This is a genomic window from Paenibacillus sp. UMB7766-LJ446 (assembly GCF_030226665.1).
Lineage (GTDB): Bacteria > Bacillota > Bacilli > Paenibacillales > Paenibacillaceae > Paenibacillus > Paenibacillus vandeheii.
This window is the reverse complement of sequence record NZ_JASOYM010000003.1, coordinates 26,117-50,544: the sequence shown is the minus strand read 5'-3', so window position 1 is coordinate 50,544 and position 24,428 is coordinate 26,117. Positions and strand designations below refer to the sequence as shown.

Sequence of the window (24,428 nt, the reverse complement as noted above, 5' to 3'; positions counted from 1 at the left end):
TTCAAGTCGAGAAAGGGGTGAGAAAAATATGCATGAAGCTCCAATTATTATGCTTGGCGGATTTCGGCTGGATCTATCGGTTCTGTTGATGCTGGTTGTAACAGGTGCACTTGTTTTTATTTTTGCTGTACTGGCAACACGGAGATTATCCGTTGAAAATCCCGGCAAGCTGCAAAATTTTATGGAGTGGGCAGTAGAATTCGTCCGCAATCTGATTTCCAGCACAATGGACATGAAGAAAGGGAAACATTTTATCTCTCTCGCTCTTTCCATGATTATGTTCATTTTTGTAGGTAACATGCTCGGTCTTCCGTTTCAGGCTGTAACCGCGGTGGATAGCGCAGAACATGCGCAGGTGTTCGGTCAACCGATTGTTACGGCAGTGGACGCGTTTGAAGAAGCGCATGCCAAGGACCCTGAAGCACACCCGCACGTTGAGCTGGCCTGGTGGAAATCACCGACAGCTGACTTGTCTGTAACGATGGGATTGGCACTCGTAGCATTCCTGGTGTCTCATGGACTGGGATTGTTCCGTAACACAAGAGGATATCTGCAACATTATCTTAAACCGTTCGCCTTGTTCTTGCCGATCAACCTGATTGAGACGGCATCCAAGCTGCTAACACACGGAATGCGTTTGTTCGCGAATATTTTCGCGGGCGAGGTACTGATTACAACGATCCTGAAGCTGACCACATTCAAAGTGTTTGGTGCCATTGCAGCGATTCCGTTGCTTATGGTGTGGCAGGGCTTTAGTATCTTTATCGGCGCAATCCAGGCATTTGTTTTTGTAATCTTGATGATGGTGTACATTTCACAAAGCATCGAGACGCATGACGAACATTAAGTTTCAAGCCCTACGAAGATTTCTTCACCAGGCTGAACAATAAAAAATTCGATTTAACATTTTAAGGAGGATATACAAATGGGAGCAATGGCATTAATCGCAGCAGCAATTGTTGCAGGACTGGGCGCGTTTGGCGCAGGTATTGGTAACGGTATGGTAATCAGCAAAACGGTGGAAGGGATTGCCCGTCAACCGGAAGCAAAATCCACTCTTCAAACAACAATGTTTATCGGTGTAGGTCTGATCGAGGTATTGCCGATCATCGGTGTGGTATTGGCGTTCATGTTCTACGGTATGGCTTAATTAAATCGATACAGGTTTGGCGGGGAAGGCCATAGCCATCCGCGCCTTCTTTTTAGGTAATGTCCGTTCTAACGGATGACGTTTCAAGGATACCTCCAGGAAGGAGTGAACAGATTGAGTTTCATATGGGAAAATACGCTTCTTGCGATGATTGCATTTGTAATTTTATATTGGCTGCTTAGCCGTTATGCTTTCGGTCCTTTGTTCTCCATTATGGAAAAACGTCGTGAACTCGTGATGACGCAGATGAATGAGGCTGCTCAGACTCGGGAACAGGCCATTGCCTATGTGGAGGAACAAAAACAAGCTCTGGAGCAAGCGCGCAAAGATGCTTACGACATTATTGAACAATCCAAACAAACGGGCGGCAAACAAGCCGAATCGATTCTGGCTGATGCGAAAGCAGAAGCTAATCGTCTCAAAGACGATGCTGTACGTGAGATCGAGAGTGAGAAGAACAAAGCGGTCGCAGCGCTTCGCAGCGAACTGGGTACAGCTTCCGTTCAAATTGCTTCCAAATTGATCAAAAAAGAAGTTGAGAACGGTCCTGCACAAGAGGAACTTGTGAACCAATACCTCAATGAGGTAGGAGGCCGACAATGAGCCGCGATACGATAGTTGCCAAGCGTTATGCGAAAGCATTGTTCGAAGTTGCTCTTCAGCAACAGCAGGTACTTGAAGTTGAACAGGAACTGCGTGCGGTTGTTAGTGCATTGACCGGGGATGCTGATATTGAAAAATTTATCGTATCTCCGAACATCTCTGATGAAGCCAAGCAGAATGTGCTTCATTCAAGCCTTGATGGCAAGGTATCCGAACCTGTCCTTCGCACCGTGCTGCTGTTGATTGAGCGCGGACGCGTTGAATTGCTGGAAGCTTTGCTGAATGATTATTTGAAGATCCAAGGCGAGTCGCTCGGCATAGCTGATGCGCGCGTCTACTCGACTTATGCATTGAATGATGAAGAAAAAGAAGCGGTAGCCCGTGAATTCGGTGGCCGTGTGAATAAAAAGATTCGTATCGAGAATATTGTTGATCCGACTCTGCTGGGCGGATTGAAGGTCGCCATTGGCGATACGATCTATGACGGCAGCTTGGCTGGCAAGCTCGAACGTCTTGAGCAGTCTTTTAACAGACGAGTACAGTAGATTGGGGTGAGGACACTTGAGTATCAAACCAGAAGAAATCAGTACATTAATTAAGAGCCAAATCGAACAATACAAGACCGATATCGATGTAGTCGAAGTCGGAACGGTTATTGAAGTCGGTGACGGTATCGCTCGTGTATACGGACTTGAGAACGTTATGTCCAATGAGTTGGTTGAATTCCCAAGCGGTGTTATGGGACTCGCCATGAACGTGGAAGAGAGCAATGTCGGTGTCGTTATCCTGGGACCTTACTATGATATTCGTGAAGGCGACCAAGTTAAACGTACCGGTCAAATCATGCAAGTGCCAGTTGGCGAAGCATTGATTGGACGCGTTGTTAATCCGCTCGGTATTCCTGTGGATGGCAAAGGGCCAATCGCAACAACAGAATTCCGTCCGGTTGAAGGTAAAGCACCAGGCGTAATGGATCGTAAATCGGTTCATGAGCCAATGCAAACAGGAATCAAAGCGATTGATGCCATGGTTCCAATCGGTCGTGGACAACGTGAGTTGATCATCGGTGACCGTCAAACAGGTAAAACATCGATCGCGATCGATGCCATCCTGAACCAAAAAGGCAGCGGCATGAAATGTATCTATGTTGCTATCGGTCAAAAACAATCTACAGTTGCACAAGTTGTGGAAACTCTTCGTCGTAAAGGCGCTATGGAGTACACAATTGTTGTAACTGCGGCAGCATCCGACCCATCACCGCTCTTGTACATCGCACCGTATTCCGGTTGTTCGATGGGTGAGTACTTTATGTACAAAGGTGAGCACGTTCTGGTCATTTATGATGATTTGACCAAACAAGCTTCCGCATACCGTGAGCTCTCCTTGCTGCTTCGTCGTCCTCCGGGCCGTGAAGCATATCCAGGTGACGTTTTCTATCTGCACTCCCGTTTGCTGGAGCGTGCTGCGAAGCTGAATGATGAACTTGGTGGTGGTTCTTTAACAGCACTGCCGTTTATTGAAACACAAGCTTCCGACGTATCTGCATATATCCCGACGAACGTAATCTCCATCACGGACGGACAAATCTTCCTTGAAGCTGACCTGTTCAATGCTGGACAACGTCCTGCGATCAACGTAGGTATTTCCGTATCCCGGGTTGGTGGTTCTGCTCAGATCAAAGCGATGAAAAAGGTTGCAGGTTCCCTGCGTCTTGACCTCGCTCAATATCGTGAGCTTCAAGCGTTCTCCCAGTTCGGTTCCGATCTGGACAAAGCGACTCAGGCCCGCCTGAATCGTGGTGCTCGTATGATGGAAATTCTGAAGCAGGGTGTGAACCAGCCTCTGCCTGTAGAACAACAGGTAGTCAGCTTGTACACAGCGGTTAAAGGATTCCTGGATGAAATTCCTACAGGTGATGTGACTCGTTTTGAGCACGAATTCCTCGCGTTCATGGAGAGCAGCCATCCTGAGATTCTTCAATCCATCCGTGATACCAAAGAATTGACTGCAGACAATGAGAATGCGCTGAAGGGTGCTATCGAGAAGTTCAGAAAGAGCTTTGCTGTCTCCGTCTAAATAGATGATATGCAGCTGCGGAGTTGTCTAACCGATTCCGCATGTCTGCATGCAAAACTTTGACGCTGTCCAAGTTTTGATAGGCTTACGAAGTAACTTTGACGTTGTCAAAGTAGGGTTGTGCTTACGATGTAGTTTTGACTTCGTCAAAACTAGTGAATGCTTACGAAGTAACTTTGACGTTGTCAAAGTAGGGTTGTGCTTACGATGTAGTTTTGACTTCGTCAAAACTTTAAGGTGGTGAAATCATGGCAAAAGGCATGCGCGAAATAAAGCGGCAAATTAAAAGCGTACAAAGCACCAAGCAGATCACCAAAGCAATGGAGATGGTAGCTGCCGCTAAACTGCGTAAAGCGCAGGAGAAAGCTGAGGCAGCCCGTCCTTATTCGGAGAAACTGAAAGAAGTTGTGGCTAGTATTGCTTCAAGCACGCAAGGTATTCAGCATCCGATGCTGGAGAGCCGTCCGGTTAAAAAGACAGCGTATCTGATCATTACATCGGACCGCGGCCTTGCGGGCGGATACAATGCCAACGTTTTGCGTCAGGTCAATCTGACGCTCAAAGAGCGCCACAATTCTCAGGATGATTACGAATTATTCGTCATTGGGCGTAAAGGACGCGATTATTTCAGACGGCGCGAAATTGCGATGGCATCCGTTACAACGGATCTATCCGATTCACCAGCATTTGCAGATATCAAATCCATTGCCCACGAGGCTGTTCAAGGGTTTGAGCTGGCTAAATTTGATGAGTTGTACATTTGTTATAACCGCTTTGTGAATGCGTTGACCCAGATTCCTACGGTAGAGCGCCTTCTTCCGATGGAGACACCTGAGGTAACTGCTGCGGAAGGACCGACGGCAAGCTACGAATATGAGCCTTCAGCGGAAGCTGTACTGGAAGTTTTGCTACCTCGTTATGCGGAAACGCTGATCTATGGTGCACTTCTGAACGGTAAGGCGAGTGAGCTGGGAGCGAAAATGACGGCGATGGGTAATGCAACCAAAAATGCATCCAAACTCATTAACGACTTGTCATTGACGTATAACCGTGCCCGTCAAGCGGCTATTACGCAGGAGATTACGGAAATTGTGGCAGGTGCCAACGCAGCACAAGGCTAACCGTTTTTTATTAATGAAGGCTTGCAGTGCAGAGATAAGAGAGAACGGAACATTATTTCTGCAAAACTAGCAGGCTTGTAGGAGGGGAACGTTAAGATGAACAAAGGACGCGTTGTGAGCATCATGGGTCCGGTTGTTGACGTCGAGTTTGATCGCGGCGGTCTGCCGGAAATCCTCAATGCCATTACGATCACTACAGTAAGCGAAAGCGGCGTAAGTGTGAATCTTACACTCGAAGCTTCAAAGCATCTGGGTGACAACCGGGTACGTTGTATCGCGATGTCCTCCACGGATGGACTCGTTCGTGGTATGGAAGCCGTAGATACAGGAGCTCCAATCTCTGTACCAGTCGGGGAAGCGACACTGGGTCGTGTATTTAACGTACTCGGCGAAGCTATTGATACTGGCGGCACTGTAGCTGCTGCACATAAAAATCCGATTCACCGCTCGGCTCCTGCATTTGATGAACTGACTACCCAGGCTGAAATGCTGGAGACAGGAATCAAAGTTATCGACTTGCTGGCTCCTTACGCCAAAGGTGGTAAAATCGGTCTCTTCGGTGGTGCCGGCGTAGGTAAAACCGTAACGATTCAGGAGTTGATCAACAACATCGCACAAGAGCACGGTGGTATCTCTGTATTCGCAGGTGTTGGGGAGCGTACACGTGAAGGTAATGACTTGTATCACGAGATGAGTGATTCCGGCGTTATCAACAAAACAGCAATGGTCTTCGGACAAATGAACGAGCCTCCAGGCGCACGTCTTCGTGTAGCCCTCACAGGTCTGACCATGGCGGAATACTTCCGTGATGAAGAAGGCCGTGACGTGTTGCTCTTTATCGATAACATCTTCCGTTTCACCCAAGCAGGTTCAGAAGTATCTGCCTTGCTCGGACGTATGCCTTCCGCGGTAGGTTACCAACCAACGCTGGCAACGGAAATGGGTCAACTGCAAGAACGGATCACTTCGACTAAAAAAGGTTCTGTAACGTCCATCCAGGCCATCTACGTGCCTGCGGATGACTATACTGACCCGGCTCCAGCAACGACGTTTGCCCACTTGGATGCAACGACGAACCTGGAACGTAAAATTTCCGAGATGGGTATCTACCCTGCGGTAGATCCGCTGGCATCCAGCTCCCGGATCTTGTCCCCTGAAGTTGTAGGCGAAGAACATTACAACGTAGCTCAAGGCGTTAAACGCATCTTGGCTCGTTACAATGAATTGCAAGACATTATTGCGATTCTGGGTATGGACGAGCTGAGTGAGGAAGACAGAGCGCTCGTTTACCGTGCTCGTAAGATTCAACGTTTCTTGTCCCAGCCTTTCCACGTTGCTGAAGCATTTAACGGTATTCCGGGTAAATACGTTCCGGTTAAAGAAACGGTGCGCAGCTTTAAAGAAATTCTCGAAGGCAAGCACGACGATCTTCCGGAAGCAGCTTTCCTCTTCGTGGGTACGATTGAAGAGGCAGTGGAGAAAGCTAAAACACTGGTATAATCTGAATCCAAGATTGTCCTTATGAAGCGAGCTATCGGATAGTTTCAGGAGGGATGGAATTGAGCACCTTTTTGTTGGAAATTGTAACGCCTGAGCGTCTGGTATATTCAGAACAAGTGGATAGTATCACAGCTCGTGGCATTGAAGGGGAGCTGGGCATTCTGCCAGGTCATATCCCTATGGTTACACCTTTGCAAATCGCACCAATCTATATCAAAAACGGAAAAGAGAATAAACGCGTCGCTATTGGCGGCGGTTTTATCGAAGTCCGTAAGGATAAGGTTGTTGTCCTCGCAGAAAGTGCCGAATTCCCGGAACATATCGATGTGGACCGTGCGCGTGCGGCGAAAGAGCGGGCAGAACGCCGTCTTGGTAGCCAAAGCAATCAGGACCATTTTGATCACCGCCGGGCAGAGATTGCTCTGCAAAAAGCGGTTAACCGGATCAACGTATACGGCAAATAGACTGTTCATTGGAGCCTGGCGGCTTAGTCTGCCGGGCTTTTTTGAGTTTTCAGAGCGTCATCTTTTCCAGTTACAGTAAAATATATGGATGAAATCTTCAGCTGAAGCACGAAATTTAACGGTAAATAAAGTTAATTGTATTCACCGTTTATGGGCAGTTGAATAGAATGTAGGACTAAAGTCGTGGCGATAATGATCACTGTTGGAACCATTTTTAACGACGAAATTCCAAATTATTTCCGAGGAAATGACAGGATCGATATCGAAATAACGCTCTTTTATGTCGTTTTAGTCACAAAATCCCGGCATTTTGAATTTAAAATATGATCTAAGTGGAAATCAATGTAATTGACAATGTATGATGAAAGAGCCTATATTCCATAGAGTCAGCAGATGCAGGAAGCTGCGTTGATGAATTCCATAGTCATTCACAGCCAAGTAGTTGCTGCTCCGTGATTGGGCATCCAGATTTCCTGAATAACAGGAGTAAGTCCGACAGTAAACTCAGTATGTTGTGTTCAAGTCATTCCATTGTTCTAACAAGTTATGAATGTCAGGCATAATTATGCTGATCGCTGCAACAAATGTGGAGGTAATGAATATATGGATACTGACCTGACGAATCAGTTGAACCAGACATTAAGTACGAATGGCTTAGTCTCAATTATCGTCTCTCTTTTATGTATAGCGTTGGCGTGGTGGGCTTTGCAGAATCTCAAGCTGGATTTAATTATCAGGCAGCCACGAGGAGCACAGGGAAGACTGTTACACCTATTGTTGGCCATTATACTGGGGCACGCTGTTTCAGGTTTTGTCATTGACTATTTGTCATGGACACAAATGTTGCGCAATTTGTTTTAATGTCGAGATGGTTGGTTAATCATCTGTTAGGTTCTTCAAGCAGTTCAATGTCGAATAACATCGATTAATTGTGTTAACAATTAGAGTATGAGTTGTCGGCAAAAGAAATTAAGTAAAAAGTGTGACGTGTAATTGGATGAATTTGAGATGTTTTATGTAAAAATGCTTGTATCGTACAATTCAACAATGTTATGATGGAAGTTAGGGAATTCACAATTGTTCACTTATTTTGTGGTTATAAACGGGATATCCGGTTGAATCCGGCTAATAATCATCCCAATCTGTCTGTTCAGATGCTTGCTGGCCTGTAGGCATTACATTTACAAGTCGGAAGGCATCATGCAATGCACGTGGTATCATCGATATGGATCATAAACCAATTCTTTTCTGAATAGACATCAAGGGCATTATTTGCCAGGTTATGTCGAAATTCCACACACAGCAACAGTCTTTTCTATTACAGAAGGGCTCACGTATTCCGGAATGAAGAAAAGGGAATAAAAGCGCGGAGGGAACCATGATGAGCAAATTTATCGTCCGCGGTGGCAAAAGGTTGACCGGAAGTGTCAAAGTTAGCGGCGCTAAAAATTCTGTTCTTCCGATCATCGCTGCCTCTCTCTTAGGGGAAGAAGGACAAAGCGTTATTATTGACGCTCCTCCTCTAGACGATGTGATGACGATTAACAAGGTGTTGGAATCGCTGGGAGCGGGTGTTACATACCGGGACGAAGTGATTACCGTAAATGCGGAGAAACTTACTTCCTGTGAGGCACCGTATGAATGGGTAAGTAAAATGCGGGCGTCTTTTCTGGTCATGGGGCCATTGTTGACGCGTATGGGTCATACAAGAATTTCACTTCCTGGTGGATGTGCCATCGGTACACGGCCAATTGATCAGCATTTGAAAGGTTTTGAAGCCATGGGCGCTGAGATCAGCTTGGGCCAAGGCTATATAGAAGCTCGCAGCCAAGGACGGTTGCGTGGCGCGAAAATTTATCTGGATGTGGCTTCCGTTGGTGCCACTCAAAATATTATGATGGCTGCAACATTGGCTGAAGGCGTAACTGTTCTGGAGAACGCGGCAAAAGAGCCAGAGATTGTGGATCTAGCCAATTTCCTGAACGGAATGGGTGCCAAAGTGCGGGGTGCCGGAACAGGAGTCATCCGCATCGAAGGTGTGGAGAAACTGTCTGGTGTGAAGCACACGGTAATTCCGGATCGGGTTGAAGCCGGTACCTACATGGCTGCTGCTGCAATCTCCGGTGGCGATGTGTATATCGAAGGTGCGATTTCAGACCATTTGGGTTCTGTTATTGCGAAGATGGAAGAGATGGGTGTAACAATTCATCCTGACGAGAATGGCGTTCGCGTTATTGCGGATCGTCCGCTCAAGGCTGTGGATGTGAAAACATTACCATACCCAGGCTTCCCTACCGATATGCAATCCCAGATGATGGCACTCTTGCTTGCCTCTGAGGGAACCAGTGTTGTGACAGAGACTGTTTTTGAGAATCGCTTCATGCATGTGGATGAATTCCAGTTGATGAATGCGGAGATCAAAGTTGAAGGACGTTCATCCATCATCACGGGCAATGCCAAGCTGAAGGGTGCCAAAGTAACAGCTACCGATTTGCGTGCGGGTGCCGCACTCATTATTGCGGGTCTTGTTGCTGAAGGTACAACAGAAGTAGGCGGTGTTCATCACATCGACCGTGGCTACGTCCATCTCGCTGAGAAGCTTAACGGACTCGGAGCCGACATTTATCGTATTTCGGTGGAAGAGCCTAAGCTGGATGCAGTTAAAGCATCGAACGAAAAAGTCGGGGAAGAAGTACCGATGTTCAAAGTACAACCGACCTGGGCTTAACGTCCACTAGGATGATGGTCGCTCTGCGTAGGATCAATCACACCTCACTGTGAATTGTGGTTACGAGAGCATCTCCCGTCAACGAATTTAAAATCAAAAGCTAAGCCATCTGGCTTGGCTTTTTTTATGTTCTACGATCCACTGAATCAGTACCTGATTCTATTAATAGCTGGTCCTAACTTATATAGCATAACATCATATTCTGTACCAATTCTGAACAGAATGAAAGAGCATGCTTTTGGAGGGAGAGGACCTGCCCTATGTAACGGAATACCGCGACAGCTCAACGTTTTTGAATAATACATAACATAAGTAAGTTGGAAGTAACCACATATAGTATGCCTTCGTTTCTCTTAAATCAGGTTCTATCAGATCGGGCAGGCTCATACCCTAAACTATGGATTTGAACAAAAGGACCGGCGCTTTGACCGGCCATGGACAACGGAGGGTTATATTAAAATGAAAGAAGCCCGTGTGCAGGTTAAGGTACCTCTTGTCCCTCGTCCACAAGTGAAGGAACCTGAAGAGAATGCTGGTTTCGGTGTGGAAAAAGACAAGCTTGCTTCAACGAACATCAGAACTGTCCCAGAAGAAACGATACGAACATCTCCTAGACGGCCTGGGCCGAAACAGGAGTCAGCCGGGCAAGCTGCAATGCGGGTACACATGCCCGTCATTGAATTGGACCAGTTTCGTCGTGTGAAGCGCCGCCGAATGCGTACGTTTGGCCGAGGCCGCAGATGGGGCATGAACAACACTCGCTGGCAGCCGGCAGCGGCTGTTTCTGCAGTACTGGCTCTCGCGTTGCTGATCCCCGCTATTCTGGTCTGGCCGCGAGCGAATGATCCTGTTAAACCGATCCCTGTCCCACCTGGTACAGGCAGTATAACGACTCCAGCACCTTCGCCAGCGGTGCCCGTAACCTACCCAGAACCTAAGGTGAGGGTGTACCTGTCTGCAACCGGTACGACGATGAACCTGCCACTTGAAGATTATGTTACGGGAGTGGTCGCTGCCGAGATGCCAGCTGAGTTCAGATTGGAAGCTCTAAAGGCGCAGGCCATTGCAGCCAGGACATTTATCGTAAGAAGGCTGGCGGCAAACGATACAAGCGGTGTACCTTCAGGAGAAGCCGATGTGACGGATACGGTGAGTCATCAGGTGTTTATACCACCAGAACAAGTAAAAGCGGACTGGACGCGCCTGGGGAAAGCGAAGGAATGGGAGAAGCTGCAGCAGGCTGTTCGTGAAAGCAAGGATGCCGTCATGACATATCAGGGCAAGGCGATTACCGCTTCCTTTTTCTCCACAAGTAATGGATATACGGAAAATGCAGAGGATGTATGGGGCAACCCTGTACCTTACCTGCAAAGTGTAAGTAGTCCGTGGGATAAAAACCTGGCTCCAGGCTTTGAAGAAACGATCACAATGAAGCGCAGTGAGATTCTCCAGAAGTTGAATCTCGGGGCGAGCTCCATCCCGGTTACAGCTCAGCAGAGTGGCTCATGGATGGATGTATTATCTACTACAAAGGGCCATCGGATTAAGGAGATACAGATTGCAGGAAAAACGTTTAGCGGCCCAGAGGTTCGAAAGCTGCTTGGGCTGAGATCCAGCCAGTTCAGTTGGAAGACAGACGGGGATGAGGTTCAGCTTACAACCTATGGATACGGTCACGGGGTTGGTATGAGCCAGTGGGGAGCCAACGGCATGGCACAGGAGGGTCACACCGCGACCCAGATTCTCAAACACTACTACACCGGTATCTCCTTCGGACAGGCATCCAAGATGCTGGCATCGAAGTAGGAAACTGAAACGAATGGATAAGGAGATAAGCAGCAGGTGAACAGTGATCTATGTAGGCTCTCCATCATCCCGTTGGAAGGCTAACGAATCTCAGTCATCTTATTAGGCCTTATGTTGAACGATAGAAATTCTAACGAATCTCAGAGAAGCTAATTCCGCAGAAAAGCCGCAATTATACCGAAATATCCCAGTAATCCAGAGAATAACGTTTCTGAGATTCGTTATATGACCCAACGGATGTGAAATGCAGCAATAGGGCTGATCAGGTTCGTTAGATGTTTTCAGTAAAAGGGCATGATGAAATGTTATTTACCGGAATAGTGTTCTTTTGTCAATAAAATGCACAGTGTTGTTAGGAAGTTTTCCTGCAGTATATAGCTCCCGAATTGTTGTGCGATAGAAATAACCATTAGAGCGGCCTCTGCCTCCCTGCTCTTTCGCTTCTGGCTACTCTACCGGAAACACTCTCACGGTCTCAGACGTCTTATATCGCCTATATAGCTAATCTCAACCTACCTATAATCACGTTAAATTGATTTTACCAACTCATTTCATAGAAGGATTGGCCATTACAGCCAATCCAGGTTTTCTCTACCGCGCCCTTTCCGGAGCCTTCAAGACTCGGCTATATATGCGGAGAGTGTCGAGCGTATGGAGAGCGGAGGGGACAGAAAAGGCCTGTAGAAACGAAGTGTCCGCCTTTACTACCGGATTTCCCCTTTGAAGAAGGTGATAGAAGAAATCAGGGAGTAACAGCCGGTCGAAAGGTTTTCTGGCCCAAAGCGGCGCACACACTGAGCACATTCCCGCATATATAGCACTCTTTGAAAGCTTTGTGAAAATAATTAGAGTCGCGCGTGTATAAAAGAGTTGCACCCGGTAACACTTGTTACTGAGGTGATCATGATGAATGAACAAAACAAAAAAACAGTCCAAGAAGAAACTCCTAAAACAACTCAAGGAGTACCGGCTAGCCAGCCCTCTTCATGGAGAAGAGCAATGTCCAAACGTTGGGTCTTCCCGGCAGCCTACATCGCAGCAGCAGGCATTATACTAACCTTAGTGTGGGTCTATCAGGGCACAGGCGAAAAAACGCTGAACTCGGATCCTACGAGTGGGGTAGTAGAAACAGGCGCATCGGGTACAGAAGGAACAGCGGTAAACGGAGAGCAGGAAAGTGTGGAAGTTGTTGCAAAGTCGGAGAATTTTGTATGGCCGGTAGCGGTTCCTTCAGAAGTTTCGGTAGTTAAACCTTTCTATGACAACGAAGCGTCTACGGAGGAACATGAAGCAGCGATGGTGCAGTACAATGACACATTTATTCCGAACACGGGTGTAGATCTGGCACGCGGGGATAACAAAACGTTTGAAGTCAAAGCAGCACTCGGCGGAAAAGTGACCCGGGTCGAACAAAATCCGCTGACAGGTCAAGTTGTGGAAATCACACACAGTGATAACCTCAAAACCGTATACCAAAGCTTGGCTGACGTCAAAGTAAAACAGGATGATGAAGTGAAGCAAGGAGATGCAATTGCATCGGCTGGCGTTAATGAACTGGAAAAAACGCTGGGCAACCACCTTCACTTTGAAGTTTACGAAGACGGACAACCGGTTAACCCGCAAGGATATCTCCCGGAAAAATAAATGATTTTTATCGCAGCAACATGACGGGCAGAGGGAATTCTCCTCTGCTCTTTTTGTGCTTTTCAGAAAATAATGGGACCTTCGAAGCTTGTCACACCTTTAAACCGCGAATATATAGGCATGCTCCTCATATAATGTACCAAACTATCCACACAGTAGGGAGGCGGGAGCGTGCACGATTACATCAAGGAACGGACCATAAAAATTGGTCGCTGCATTGTTGAGACGAGGAATACGGTCCGTACCATTGCCAAGGAATTCGGCGTGTCAAAGAGTACTGTGCATAAGGATCTGACGGAGCGTCTGCCGGAAATTAACCCTGATCTTGCTGACCAGGTGAAACACATTCTGGAGTATCACAAGTCCATCCGTCATTTGCGGGGCGGTGAAGCGACCAAAATTAAATACAAAAAAACAAGCGGTAAAAAACGCGAGGTGCTGGCTTCGGCTAAATCGTAAGGACCTGTGAAAAGACGTAGGCCAAAAAGCTCACACATGCATTGAATCCCTCCCCTGAAGTATGATATGTTAAAAGCTGGTACAGGATCGAATTATGACATCTTATCAGCCCGATTTTTACATATATATGTTGCACTTTGTCGAACGAGCGGTGACGTGATAAGGGACTCTTTTTCACAGGATACGCTGACCAAATAATATCACTTTGGGGGCTCTTTTATGTTTAGCAAGGATATCGGTATTGATCTTGGCACGGCGAACGTGCTTATTCACGTGAAAGGAAGTGGGGTTGTCCTCGATGAACCTTCCGTCGTGACCATTGAAAGCGATACGAAGCGGGTCCTTGCTGTTGGGGAAGAAGCGCGTCGTATGGTGGGGCGTACTCCAGGTAACATTGTTGCCATTAGACCGCTGCGTGACGGTGTTATTGCGGACTTCGAAATTACGGAAGCAATGCTTAGACATTTCATTAATCGTGTGGGAGCAAGAAGCTGGCACAGCCGCCCGCGTATTTTGATTTGTGCACCAACCAACATTACTTCCGTGGAGCAGAAGGCTATCCGTGAAGCTGCTGAGCGCAGCGGTGCCAAAGAAGTATTTCTGGAAGAAGAGCCGAAAGCGGCAGCGATCGGTGCGGGAATGGATATTTTTCAGCCGAGCGGCAATATGGTCGTGGATATCGGCGGCGGAACGACTGACGTTGCAGTCCTGTCTATGGGCGACGTAGTCACCGCCTCTTCTATTAAAGTCGCAGGGGACAAGTTCGACGAAGCGATTACCAAGTTTATCAAAGCCAAATACAAGCTCATGATCGGTGAACGTACAGCCGAGGATCTCAAAATTGCGATTGGTTCCGTACATCCGGGTGGACGTCAGACGGAGATGGACATTCGCGGACGGGATATGGTATCCGGGTTGCCTGTTACCGTAACGGTGTCGGGAAATGAAGTGCAGGAAGCGCTATGGGATTCCGTGCAATCCATCATCGTTGCAGCCAAGTCGGTATTGGAGCGGACACCGCCGGAATTGTCGGCAGATATTATTGACCGAGGTGTCGTGTTGACAGGCGGGGGTGCTTTGCTGAACGGATTGGATGAACTGTTGTCCAATGAATTGCATGTACCGGTATGGGTTGCAGAGGATCCGATGCATTGTGTCGTCAAAGGTACAGGCATTATGTTGAATAATTTGGATCAGGTGGTTAAGAAAAAGTTCTAATCTGCCGATATAAAAAGCAAAGGTTCGCCCATGCTCGGGAGAAGAACGGACAAGCAGTTATCCTGTTATGCAGGACAAGCGCTTGAGGAGAGGGGTTAATACATGTTAAGAGGTCTGTACACCGCTACGGCGGGAATGATTACGCAGCAACGCCGCCATGACACCGCAACGCAGAATATCGTAAATATGAACACAACGGGATATAAACAAGTGAACAGCGTAAGCCGTTCTTTTCCGGAAATGCTCATTACGTTGGTAGGCGGAGATGCCAATCTTCCGACGAAGCGGCTGGGCAAGCTGAACACGGGTGTGTTCGCGGAAGAAAGTTTGTCCATGAATTTGCAGGGAGCCATTATGGAGACTGGGCAAAAGAGTGATTTTTCCATTTCGTCCAATCTGGCCGTAAATGATCCACAGACAGGGCAACCTGTCTCGTTTGACGGTTCAGGCAAATTTGTACGGGCTGATGGTACGGTAACCTACCAGCCTCAAGCGTATTTTACAGTACAGGATGCAGAAGGCAACACAAGATATACACGTGATGGTCACTTCGAGGTTACAGGAACAGGACAGCTGCTCAGCTCAACGGGATCACAGGTGTTGGATAATAATGGACAACCCGTTGTGTTGACAGGTTCAGTAGACCAATTTAAAGTGGATGAGCAAGGTCGTCTTGTCAATGCAGAGACGGGTGTCCCCACAGGAGTTACATTGGGAATCAGCGTCATCGATCAACCGAACCAATTGGTACGTCAAGGTGATGGCAATTTCAGCCTGAATGATCAGAATGGAGCAACGGCTCGTATGCTGGCTGCAGGTGATAATGTGCAGATCCGTCAGGGCTACCTGGAAGGTTCCAATGTGGATGCATCACAGGCAACTGTGGATATGAACGCTGCGTTCCGTGCGTATGAAGCGAACCAGAAGGTCGTACAATTCTACGACCGCAGTCTGGATAAAGCCGTTAATGAAGTTGGGCGTGTATAACGCCAACATACCAATATAACCGCGTAGCGGAGAGCCAAACGCCCTTTGCGCAGCAAAGCAGAGAGGCTCACGCGAAGCGGTAATCCAAGCGCAGCGACGGTCTCGACAGCCCTTTGCGAAGCAAAGCAAGGAGAGACCCGCGGAGCGCAAAGCCTAAACGCAGCCGAGCCTATGCGAGGATTGCGCAGCAGTACCCTCAGCGCAGCGACGGTCTCGACAGTCCTTTGCGAAGCAAAGCAAGGAGAGACCACGCGGAGCGCAAAGCCTGAACGCAGCCGAGCCTATGCGAGGATTGCGCAGCAGTACCCTTAGCGTAGCGACGGTCTCGACAGTCCTTTGCGAAGCAAAGCAAGGAGAGACCACGCGGAGCTACCCGTCGCATAAAGAGCGTGCCCAGGAACGATTCAGCCATAGGAAACCATGGCGTGAATCGTTCCTGGGCAGTCGCGGCGCACACATACCACCGTCACTTAGCAAGATCGTACCTTACTTACCTACTCCGCCTGTTTCGGGAGTCCAGAGGGCAGCGCCATCTGGGGCCCTCCCTACCAGGGAGGGTTTGGGAGGGTGAAAACAGGGAGGGTAACCACCGAATGAATAATTCCATGATTAGTGCAATGGTCTCCATGACCGGAATACAGCAGCGTCTGGATGTCATTTCCGATAATATTGCCAACGTGAATACGGCAGGCTATAAGAGTAAGCAAGCAGCCTTCGAGGATGTACTGACCCGAGTGCAGCAGCAACCGGATAAGTACAAGCTGGATGGACGCTCAACCCCAATGGGATATAATCTCGGGTTTGGCGTACGTTTAGCGGATGTGACAAAGGATATGACTCAGGGTACGCTCAATGAGACAGGAAATCCTACCGATCTGGCGATTGAAGGCAATGCGATGTTTGCCGTTGAAGCAAATGGTGAGAAAATGTGGACGCGTCAAGGCGCATTCCATTTTGTCCCTGATACAAGACCCAAAACGAATCCCAATGCACCAGACATGATGGTATTGGTCAACGGGGAAGGCCATTTTGCATTGGATCGTCAAGGTAATCGCATTACGGCACCGAATAACAGCAAGGTTGCTTTTGATGAAAAAGGCAATCTGTTGATCCGTCGTGGCAATGAAGCCAATGCAACGATTGGTGCCCAACTGCAACTCGTAGATATCGAGCGTCCGGAAGGGCTTGTGCAGTATGCAGATAACTTGTTTGGTCTCGATGCCGGTCTAACTGAAAATGATGTATTTGGAGCCAATGCTGCTACACGTGAAGCGACAGCTATGATTCGTGCAGGCTACATTGAACAATCCAACGTGGACTTGACCCAGGAGATGGCTTTGCTGATGCAAGGACAGCGAACTTACCAACTGGCGGCACGTGCGCTGACATCCAGTGATTCCATGGCGGGTCTTGCCAACAATATGAGAGCATAAAAGGTGAATGTGATGACAGATACACAGCAGCAGAACAGCAAGCCGGATAAGACGAAAGTCAAGAAGAAGAAGAGTGGATGGCGCATCGCAAGATGGTTTCTGGTTCCGGTCTTGCTTGTTCTTGCCCTCGCTGGCGGATTGGTGGCTGGCTACGTGGTACTGGGCAAACAGGATATCGGTTCCGTATTGCAGTGGAGTACATGGGTACATGTATATGATTTGGTGTTCGCTCCGTAGATGAACGATATATGCGAAAACTCCTGCGCAGGCAGGAGTTTTCTTTTTGGCGTTGAAAACAGTATAATGATGGATGACGTTTCACGGCAAAAGAGGCCTCCCCTGCGAAAGACTTTCGTCATCGCGAAGAGAGACCCCTTATCTTAACCTTCACTACTGCAGTCATGAAGGATATAACTAGTGTTAACTGAAAATATGCTTTTCATACACAATTAAATGAAAACCACATTTATATGAGCATCGACTTGATCATGTTGGGGTTGACGACTTCCGCACTAAAGTAAGTGGAGGGAACGGAATCGTTCAGAAGAAGCGAAGCGCTCGCCTTTGTCACCGAATTTTAGACCACTCTAAAATGTATCAGAAAATTCGGGGACAACAGCGATCGAAAGAACGATCCGTAACCGTAACGACCGCTATTGCGCTTAACGTCAATCCATGATGGAGAACTTCATATAAATGACCCTGAGAGGAGATTACACTGTGCTCGACATCAAACAAATTCAAGAAATTATTCCGCACCGTCCCCCATTTTTGCTGGTGGACAAGATTGTAGAGTTAGAGGATGGCAAACGTGCCGTTGGATTAAAAAATGTAACCATTAACGAACCTTTCTTCATTGGTCATTTTCCAGAGTATCCGGTTATGCCGGGTGTGTTGATTACAGAAGCACTGGCACAAGTTGGTGCAGTAGCCATTCTTAATCTGGAAGGCAACAAAGGCAAAATCGGCTTTTTGGCGGGACTGGATAATTTCCGTTTCCGTGGACAAGTTGTGCCTGGAGATACGTTGATGCTGGAAGTGGAAATTACGCGTCTTAAAGGTTCCATTGGTAAAGGCAAAGCTACAGCCAGAGTGGGCGACAAAGTGGTAGCTGAAGGCGAGATCATGTTCGCACTGTCTGACCCAAGCTAATGATTGTATAGTTCAGAACTCAATTGAATTTTATATAGAAGGAAGGGGTTTGCAGGAATGGAACAGTTAAGCGGAACAGCAGCACAAACATTGCAGCAGTGGTTGGAGGATGCTTCGATTGATGAAGCGACGAAACAGGAGCTTCGTGATTTGCAGGATCAGCCGAAAGAGCTGGAAGATCGTTTCTACAGAAATCTGGAGTTTGGTACAGGTGGATTGCGTGGTGTAATTGGAGCGGGAAGCAACCGGATGAATCGTTATACCGTGGGTCGTGCAACGCAAGGGTTTGCGCGTTATTTGCTGGAGCAGCATGGCGACAAAGAAGGTAAGCCTTCTGTAGTGATCGCACATGATTCCCGTCATTTCTCACCTGAGTTCACACTGGATGCGGCCCTGGTTCTGGCTGGGAATGGCATTGTGGCTAAGCTGTTTACTTCCCTGCGTCCTACGCCTCAGCTTTCCTTCAGTGTACGTCATTTGCAAGCAACCGGCGGTATTGTGGTGACGGCGAGTCATAATCCTCCTGAATACAATGGCTACAAAGTGTACAACCACGAGGGTGGCCAACTGGTACCGCACGAAGCGGAGAAAGTCATCCAATACATTCAGGAAGTTCCTTCCCTCGCGGATGTGAAAAAGCTGACGCAAGAAGAAGCCGAAGCCCAAGGATTGCTCGTATGGCTTGGAGAAGAGGAAGATCAGGCATTTGTTGATACAGTTGCCAGCCTGAGTCTCAGTCGTGATCTGATTCAATCCGGTGTCGGCCGTGATTTCAAAATCGTCTTCACTCCTCTGCACGGAACAGGAAATGTGCCTGTAAGACGTGTGTTGGAACAAATCGGTTTCGAGCAGGTTCACATTGTGGCAGAACAAGAACAGCCAGACGCTGAATTTTCAACTGTGAAATCCCCTAACCCGGAAGAACGCGAAGCGTTCACACTCGCAATGAAGCTGGGTGAATCCGTGGGTGCGGACATTCTGATCGGTACAGATCCGGATGCAGACCGCATGGGTGCGGTAGTTAAAAACAATGATGGCAAGTATTTCGTACTCTCGGGTAACCAATCCGGAGCCATCATGGTGCATTATGTGTTAAGCCGCTTGCAAGAGACAGGTAAACTGCCGAAAAACAGCGCGGTTGTCAAAACGATTGTAACCAGCGAGATGGGAGCGGTCATTGCCGAGCATTACGGTGCAGAAGTAATGAACACCCTGACAGGCTTCAAATATATCGGTGAAAAAATGAACCAGTTCGAAGCAACCGGCAGTCATACGTTCTTGTTCGGTTATGAAGAAAGCTATGGCTACCTTGCAGGCAGCTACGCACGTGACAAGGATGCAGTTCTGGCTGCAATGCTGATTGCTGAAGCAGCTGCTTATTATAAAAACCAAGGCAAAACTCTCTATGATGTCCTGCAAGAGCTGTACAGCCAATTCGGATATTTCCTGGAGAAGCTGGAGTCGCGTACGCTGAAAGGCAAGGATGGCGTAGCTCAAATTCAGGCGAAAATGACCGACTGGCGTTCCAATCCGCCACAAGAAGTAGCCGGCATCGCTGTACAAGACGTGCTGGATTACTCCCTTGGCTTGGATGGCTTGCCTAAAGAGAACGTTCTGAAATATATTTTGGCAGACGGATCATGGTTCTGCCTGCGTCCTTCGGGAACAGAACCGAAGATTAAAGTGTACTTCGCCGTGCGCGGAGAGAGTCTGGAAGACGCCGAAAGCCGTATCGATCGTCTGGCGACTACAGTGATGACGCGTGTAGACGCACAATAAATACGAATGCAGTACTGAGCAAGAACATGAGAAAGCCTCTCCGCACCGTAAGGTTGGTTGGCGGAGGGGCTTTTCTTTTAGGTAAAAAGGGTGAATGTCTACGTCTATTTTGAATGAATTGCGGATAGATGCACGTTGGTTAACACAAGCTGTGTGTATCCGGTATTTATTAACTATATTGCAATGAAAATCATGAGCTGAACGTGTATTTGGTTCCAACACTTGAGGAGGTACATGTAGTGCGTCAAAAATGGCTTTATTGGAATACCGCTTCCCGGAAGTGGCTGTGGATTGTTGTCATTATCGGTTTGATTGCTTCCATCCCTGTCATCAGTGATCGGGTACAGACGGAATCTTCCGCCAAAAAGGTGGAGCTTGTCTTCAATTATCGGGGTCTATTGGATATTTCGGCTTATCAGGCCCATCCGCAAGACTTCATGAATGAGCAGCTGACTCGTTTGAAAGATGCCGGAGTGACAACCATGGCGGTGTTCGAAAGTACACTGGATGAGTTGAAGAAGTCCCGCCGTCTGATGGTGTATAACGGGCAGGATATTGCTAACATGACTAAAAATGTCATTCCTTCTAACGATAATTACACGTATGTGCTGTTCACCAACGAGGAATATGCACAAACGTATACTCCTATCATTGAACAAACGTTCGCCGATCGGGAGATTCCTGTGGTTCCATGGGAATATGAAGGTCGTAGCGGCTTAATATTGCAGACTCCACCGGAGAATGCGAACATGCAGCCTTTGCAGCCAGATCCAGTTGCCGTGAAGATGCTGCGTGATAAAGGATTTTACATTTTGCCAAGGATCGCAGATAGTGTTCCTTACAATCAGGAATCCATGGAACGCCTGCTTACCTTCTTCGAAGAGAATGGGGTAAAGCGCATCTTGTTTGATGGCGATGCTGTGAAAGGGTACAATGATAATGCAGAGATGAAGAGTCTTGATATGTTCGCTCAGTTGCTGAATAAGCACCATATTGGTCTAGCGGCTATTGAGAATTTGAAGAAACCGCAATCCGGTTTTGAGACTCTCTCCTATAAAATTGACTACAATGTAACTCGTCTGTATTCCTTAAGTGACGGGGATGCCAATCTGGATGTAGACACCATTGCTGACCGTTTTGTTTTGGCTACCAAAGACCGCAACATTCGTATGCTCTATATGAATGCTTCGCCAAGTCGGAATACGGCCAAAGCCATGATCACCAATCCAATTGATAATCTGATCAACAGTTTGGGTGAGCCCGGTCATGCGATTGAGCGTATGGGAAAACACGGCTTTGAACTGGGACAAGCTGAAGCTTTCACCGTTAAAGATTCTTCCATTCAGCGTTATGCCAAGCTGGTTGCCCTGATTGGTGCAATCGCAATGATTACGCTTATGGTCTCCTATTTTGTACCACTGCTTACATTGCTGGTATTTGCTCTGGCTCTGGTGGGCAGTGCCGGATTGTTCTTGCTCAAACCGACGTTGCTGGAGCAAGGAATTGCCTTGCTGGTCGCAATTAGCGCGCCGACCATTGCGATGGTGCTCGCGGTTCGTACAGTGAACTATCAGCAACAGCGTCAGCCTGACGCTTCAGCGGGTCGTCGATTGGCACAAACGATAGTCTTATATGTAAGAACGTCGATTCTTTCGTTCCTGGCGGTGCCTTTTGTCATCGCATTGCTGAACAGCATCACGTACAGTCTGGTGATCAACCAGTTCCGAGGCGTGAGTCTGTTACACTTTGCACCGATGGGGCTTGTTGCGATTTATATTTTGTTTTACCGTGGTTCGGGTACGTTCTCCATTAAACAAATTAAGGAGATTCTGCGTACACCGATTAACGTATTAATGGTTGTATTGGCATTGGTTGCTGCTGTGGTCGGGTACTATTATTTGAGCCGTACAGGCAACTCGGGTTCGGTTACACCATTCGAGATGTTCCTGCGTACAACGCTGGAAGATACGTTCGGCGTGCGGCCAAGATTCAAAGAATTTATGCTGGGACACCCGCTGTTTATCGTTGGCGTGTTCGCCGCTTTAAAATATCGTAAAGTCATCTTTGTGCTCATTATTGCAGCAATTGGACAATTGTCCATGGTGGATACGTTCGCGCATATCCATACGCCAGCTGTGTTGTCACTCATTCGTGGAGTGATGGGATTGGGACTTGGCTTAATCTTCGGTATCGTTGCTGTGGGTGTGTGGCAAGTAGCGGAAGGATGTTGGAAAAAATGGTCACCACTTCTCAAAAGTTAGTCATCTCGGGATATTACGGATTCAACAACAGCGGAGACGAAGCGGTACTTAAGTCAATCTTGACCGCGCTGGAAGAGGAGAGCCACAGATCGAACGTCACGATTGAGCCGATTGTGCTCTCCGGTGACCCGGAGTCGACCACTTCAATGTACGGTGTACGTTCAGTACATCGGATGAAGTTGAAGGAGGTTCGCGAAGCGATCAAGGAAAGTGACGGTTTAATTAGCGGAGGAGGAAGTCTGCTGCAGGATGCAACCGGACTGAAATCCATCCCTTACTACTTGGGTGTCATCAAACTGGCCCAATGGTTGAAAAAGCCAACATTTATCTATGCGCAGGGTATTGGACCTGTAAATCGCAAAATTTTTAATCCAATGATCCGATCGGTCTTCAAGGCCTGCAATTATGTATCTGTGCGTGATGAACAATCCGCTGAATATTTGCGTGGGCTCGGATTGCAGTGGAATCAGATTCATGTGGTCCCTGATCCGGTGATGGGTCTGCCACTGCCTGAGGCTAAAACGGAAGAAGCAAGTTCTGTGAAACCGAATATCGAACGTTCAAACTCAGCTGAAACTCCTTTTGAAGAATCATCTGAAAAATCTACTGAGCAAACAACTTCTACCGAGAAGATCGTGGTTAATGCTAAGGGAGCAAGCATTCATACTAAACTCCCGGTGATCGGCATTTCCGTGCGTTTCTGGGAATCGGATCGTAAAGAGCTTACAGCCATTGCTGCTGGTTTGAAGAAGCTATGCTCCAAAAAGGCCGTTCACTTGCGCTTTATGCCATTTCACTTGCCTAATGATGAGCAGGCTTCACGGTTTGTCATGGAAATGCTCGGTGATTTGGGTAACAAGGGCAGCGAAGTTAGCATTACCAAGGATCTCACTGATCCACAGCTGATGCTGCAGGAAGTTAGTAATTGTGATGTCGTTATCGGCATGCGTCTGCACAGTCTGATCTATGCAGCTTCACAGTATGTCCCACCCGTTGGTATTTCGTATGATCCGAAGATTGATCAGTTCATGCTGCGTTTGGATAGTGAATCCGTGGGCAGTACAGAAGCTCTGGATGCGGATAAACTGGCGAAAACGGTGGCTCACCTGTTGGATCAGCGTTCACAGTGGTTGAAGGAACATGAAGAAAGCATTACCGAATTGAAGCAGGAGGCCAGAGTGCCTGCACAGCAAATTATTAAATATTTAGGCCGCAAAGGGTGAAATAAGATGAATCAGACCGGACCAATACCTACCGTTTCGATCTATGGTATTCCTTTTTCCAAACTAACGATGAAAGAAACGGTGGAGGTTCTGCGCCAAGCAGTGCTCACGAAGCAGCCACACCAAGTCATTACAGCCAATCCGATCATGGTCATGGCCGCGCTGGAGAATCCGGCAATGATGCAGGTTATGCAGTCTGCTGAAATGATTGTTCCCGATGGAACAGGCGTTGTATGGGCTGCCAATTATTGTGGGGAGCCTGTGGCAGAACGGGTGCCTGGATTTGAGCTTTTACATGAATTGCTGCGGGTTGGAGAAAACTATCGGTGGGGCGTGTATCTGCTCGGTTCTACACCCGAGGTGATTCAAGAAACGGCAGTTCGGTTACAAGAGCAATATCCGGCGATTCGAATTGTAGGTTATCGTGACGGTTATTTTGGTCCGGCTGAGGACGAGCAGGTTGTCGCTTCCATCCGTGAAGCTGCACCTGATCTTCTGTTTGTTGCACGTGGGGCAGATACGCAGGAACCTTGGATTCACAAGTACAAAGACGTGCTTCAAGTTCCCGTAACCATGGGGGTTGGAGGCAGTTTTGATGTGATATCGGGGAGAACCAAACGTGCACCTAAAGTGTTCCAAAAGTTAAGACTGGAATGGTTTTACCGTCTGCTTCGCGAACCTAGCCGGGCTGGCCGAATGCTTGCGCTTCCGAAATTCGCCATCAAAGTGATGCGGGACAAAGAAAACGTGACTAAAGTCCGTTAAAATTAGGCTATTACGCGTAAAATGCACGTTTTTGCTAAAAATTGAGGTTGGCATTTCGC

Annotated in this window: 22 protein-coding genes; all 22 read left to right on the top strand. The window is 47.7% G+C overall.

The genetic code is table 11. From position 1 onward, the window contains the following. Window positions 1–28 precede the first annotated feature (28 nt). The 22 genes from atpB to QP794_RS08300 all read left to right on the top strand — a co-directional run bounded on the left by atpB (window position 29) and on the right by QP794_RS08300 (window position 24,369). A complete protein-coding gene (gene atpB / locus QP794_RS08405; RefSeq protein ID WP_024632721.1) occupies window positions 29–847 on the top strand; it encodes a F0F1 ATP synthase subunit A in 819 nt (272 codons plus the stop codon). Between the two features lie 78 nt (window positions 848–925). Further along, window positions 926–1,150: a F0F1 ATP synthase subunit C gene (gene atpE, locus QP794_RS08400; RefSeq protein WP_017691934.1), complete on the top strand. Its 225-nt coding sequence runs from the start codon at window positions 926–928 to the stop codon at window positions 1,148–1,150. Between the two features lie 114 nt (window positions 1,151–1,264). Beyond that, window positions 1,265–1,753: a F0F1 ATP synthase subunit B gene (atpF, locus tag QP794_RS08395; RefSeq protein ID WP_079350326.1), complete on the top strand. Its 489-nt coding sequence runs from the start codon at window positions 1,265–1,267 to the stop codon at window positions 1,751–1,753. Beyond that, window positions 1,750–2,298, top strand: coding sequence for a F0F1 ATP synthase subunit delta (locus QP794_RS08390; RefSeq protein WP_094938884.1), 549 nt, complete (start codon window positions 1,750–1,752; stop codon window positions 2,296–2,298). The genes atpF and QP794_RS08390 overlap by 4 nt, the downstream gene beginning before the upstream one ends. A gap of 16 nt (window positions 2,299–2,314) precedes the next feature. Continuing rightward, window positions 2,315–3,829, top strand: coding sequence for a F0F1 ATP synthase subunit alpha (gene atpA / locus QP794_RS08385; RefSeq protein ID WP_024632718.1), 1,515 nt, complete (start codon window positions 2,315–2,317; stop codon window positions 3,827–3,829). 248 nt (window positions 3,830–4,077) lie between these two features. Beyond that, entirely contained in the window at window positions 4,078–4,950 is an 873-nt protein-coding gene (gene atpG / locus QP794_RS08380) for an ATP synthase F1 subunit gamma (protein ID WP_024632717.1), read from the top strand. 96 nt (window positions 4,951–5,046) lie between these two features. Continuing rightward, window positions 5,047–6,450, top strand: coding sequence for a F0F1 ATP synthase subunit beta (gene atpD, locus QP794_RS08375; RefSeq protein ID WP_024632716.1), 1,404 nt, complete (start codon window positions 5,047–5,049; stop codon window positions 6,448–6,450). 59 nt (window positions 6,451–6,509) lie between these two features. Beyond that, entirely contained in the window at window positions 6,510–6,914 is a 405-nt protein-coding gene (locus tag QP794_RS08370; protein WP_079350329.1) for a F0F1 ATP synthase subunit epsilon, read from the top strand. A gap of 603 nt (window positions 6,915–7,517) precedes the next feature. Then, complete coding sequence (locus QP794_RS08365) at window positions 7,518–7,775, top strand: DUF1146 family protein (RefSeq protein ID WP_024632714.1); 258 nt, start codon at window positions 7,518–7,520, stop codon at window positions 7,773–7,775. Window positions 7,776–8,295: 520 nt separating this feature from the next. Continuing rightward, window positions 8,296–9,642: a UDP-N-acetylglucosamine 1-carboxyvinyltransferase gene (gene murA, locus QP794_RS08360; protein ID WP_024632713.1), complete on the top strand. Its 1,347-nt coding sequence runs from the start codon at window positions 8,296–8,298 to the stop codon at window positions 9,640–9,642. A 459-nt stretch (window positions 9,643–10,101) separates the two neighbouring features. Continuing rightward, complete coding sequence (spoIID, locus tag QP794_RS08355) at window positions 10,102–11,448, top strand: stage II sporulation protein D (RefSeq protein WP_285075805.1); 1,347 nt, start codon at window positions 10,102–10,104, stop codon at window positions 11,446–11,448. A gap of 906 nt (window positions 11,449–12,354) precedes the next feature. After that, the gene (locus QP794_RS08350) at window positions 12,355–13,092 is read left to right on the top strand and encodes a M23 family metallopeptidase (RefSeq protein ID WP_024632711.1); all 738 of its coding nucleotides are present in this window, start codon (window positions 12,355–12,357) and stop codon (window positions 13,090–13,092) included. A gap of 171 nt (window positions 13,093–13,263) precedes the next feature. Further along, entirely contained in the window at window positions 13,264–13,551 is a 288-nt protein-coding gene (gene spoIIID / locus QP794_RS08345) for a sporulation transcriptional regulator SpoIIID (RefSeq protein WP_024632710.1), read from the top strand. 219 nt (window positions 13,552–13,770) lie between these two features. Beyond that, the gene (gene mreB / locus QP794_RS08340) at window positions 13,771–14,769 is read left to right on the top strand and encodes a rod shape-determining protein (protein WP_024632709.1); all 999 of its coding nucleotides are present in this window, start codon (window positions 13,771–13,773) and stop codon (window positions 14,767–14,769) included. Between the two features lie 102 nt (window positions 14,770–14,871). After that, on the top strand, window positions 14,872–15,756 hold the full coding sequence (locus QP794_RS08335; protein WP_285075803.1) for a flagellar hook-basal body protein: 885 nt from the start codon (window positions 14,872–14,874) through the stop codon (window positions 15,754–15,756). Window positions 15,757–16,349: 593 nt separating this feature from the next. Next, on the top strand, window positions 16,350–17,189 hold the full coding sequence (locus tag QP794_RS08330) for a flagellar hook-basal body protein (protein WP_024632707.1): 840 nt from the start codon (window positions 16,350–16,352) through the stop codon (window positions 17,187–17,189). A gap of 12 nt (window positions 17,190–17,201) precedes the next feature. Continuing rightward, window positions 17,202–17,426: a DNA-directed RNA polymerase subunit beta gene (locus QP794_RS08325; protein ID WP_285075802.1), complete on the top strand. Its 225-nt coding sequence runs from the start codon at window positions 17,202–17,204 to the stop codon at window positions 17,424–17,426. A gap of 483 nt (window positions 17,427–17,909) precedes the next feature. After that, window positions 17,910–18,341, top strand: a complete 432-nt coding sequence (gene fabZ, locus QP794_RS08320; protein ID WP_024632705.1) for a 3-hydroxyacyl-ACP dehydratase FabZ — start codon at window positions 17,910–17,912, stop codon at window positions 18,339–18,341. A 57-nt stretch (window positions 18,342–18,398) separates the two neighbouring features. After that, a complete protein-coding gene (locus QP794_RS08315; RefSeq protein WP_285075801.1) occupies window positions 18,399–20,120 on the top strand; it encodes a phospho-sugar mutase in 1,722 nt (573 codons plus the stop codon). Between the two features lie 239 nt (window positions 20,121–20,359). Beyond that, window positions 20,360–22,381, top strand: coding sequence for a DUF5693 family protein (locus QP794_RS08310; RefSeq protein WP_285075800.1), 2,022 nt, complete (start codon window positions 20,360–20,362; stop codon window positions 22,379–22,381). After that, complete coding sequence (csaB, locus tag QP794_RS08305) at window positions 22,357–23,604, top strand: polysaccharide pyruvyl transferase CsaB (protein ID WP_285075799.1); 1,248 nt, start codon at window positions 22,357–22,359, stop codon at window positions 23,602–23,604. Before QP794_RS08310 ends, csaB begins: the two co-directional genes overlap by 25 nt. A 6-nt stretch (window positions 23,605–23,610) precedes the next feature. Beyond that, a complete protein-coding gene (locus tag QP794_RS08300) occupies window positions 23,611–24,369 on the top strand; it encodes a WecB/TagA/CpsF family glycosyltransferase (RefSeq protein ID WP_285075798.1) in 759 nt (252 codons plus the stop codon). Window positions 24,370–24,428: the final 59 nt, after the last annotated feature.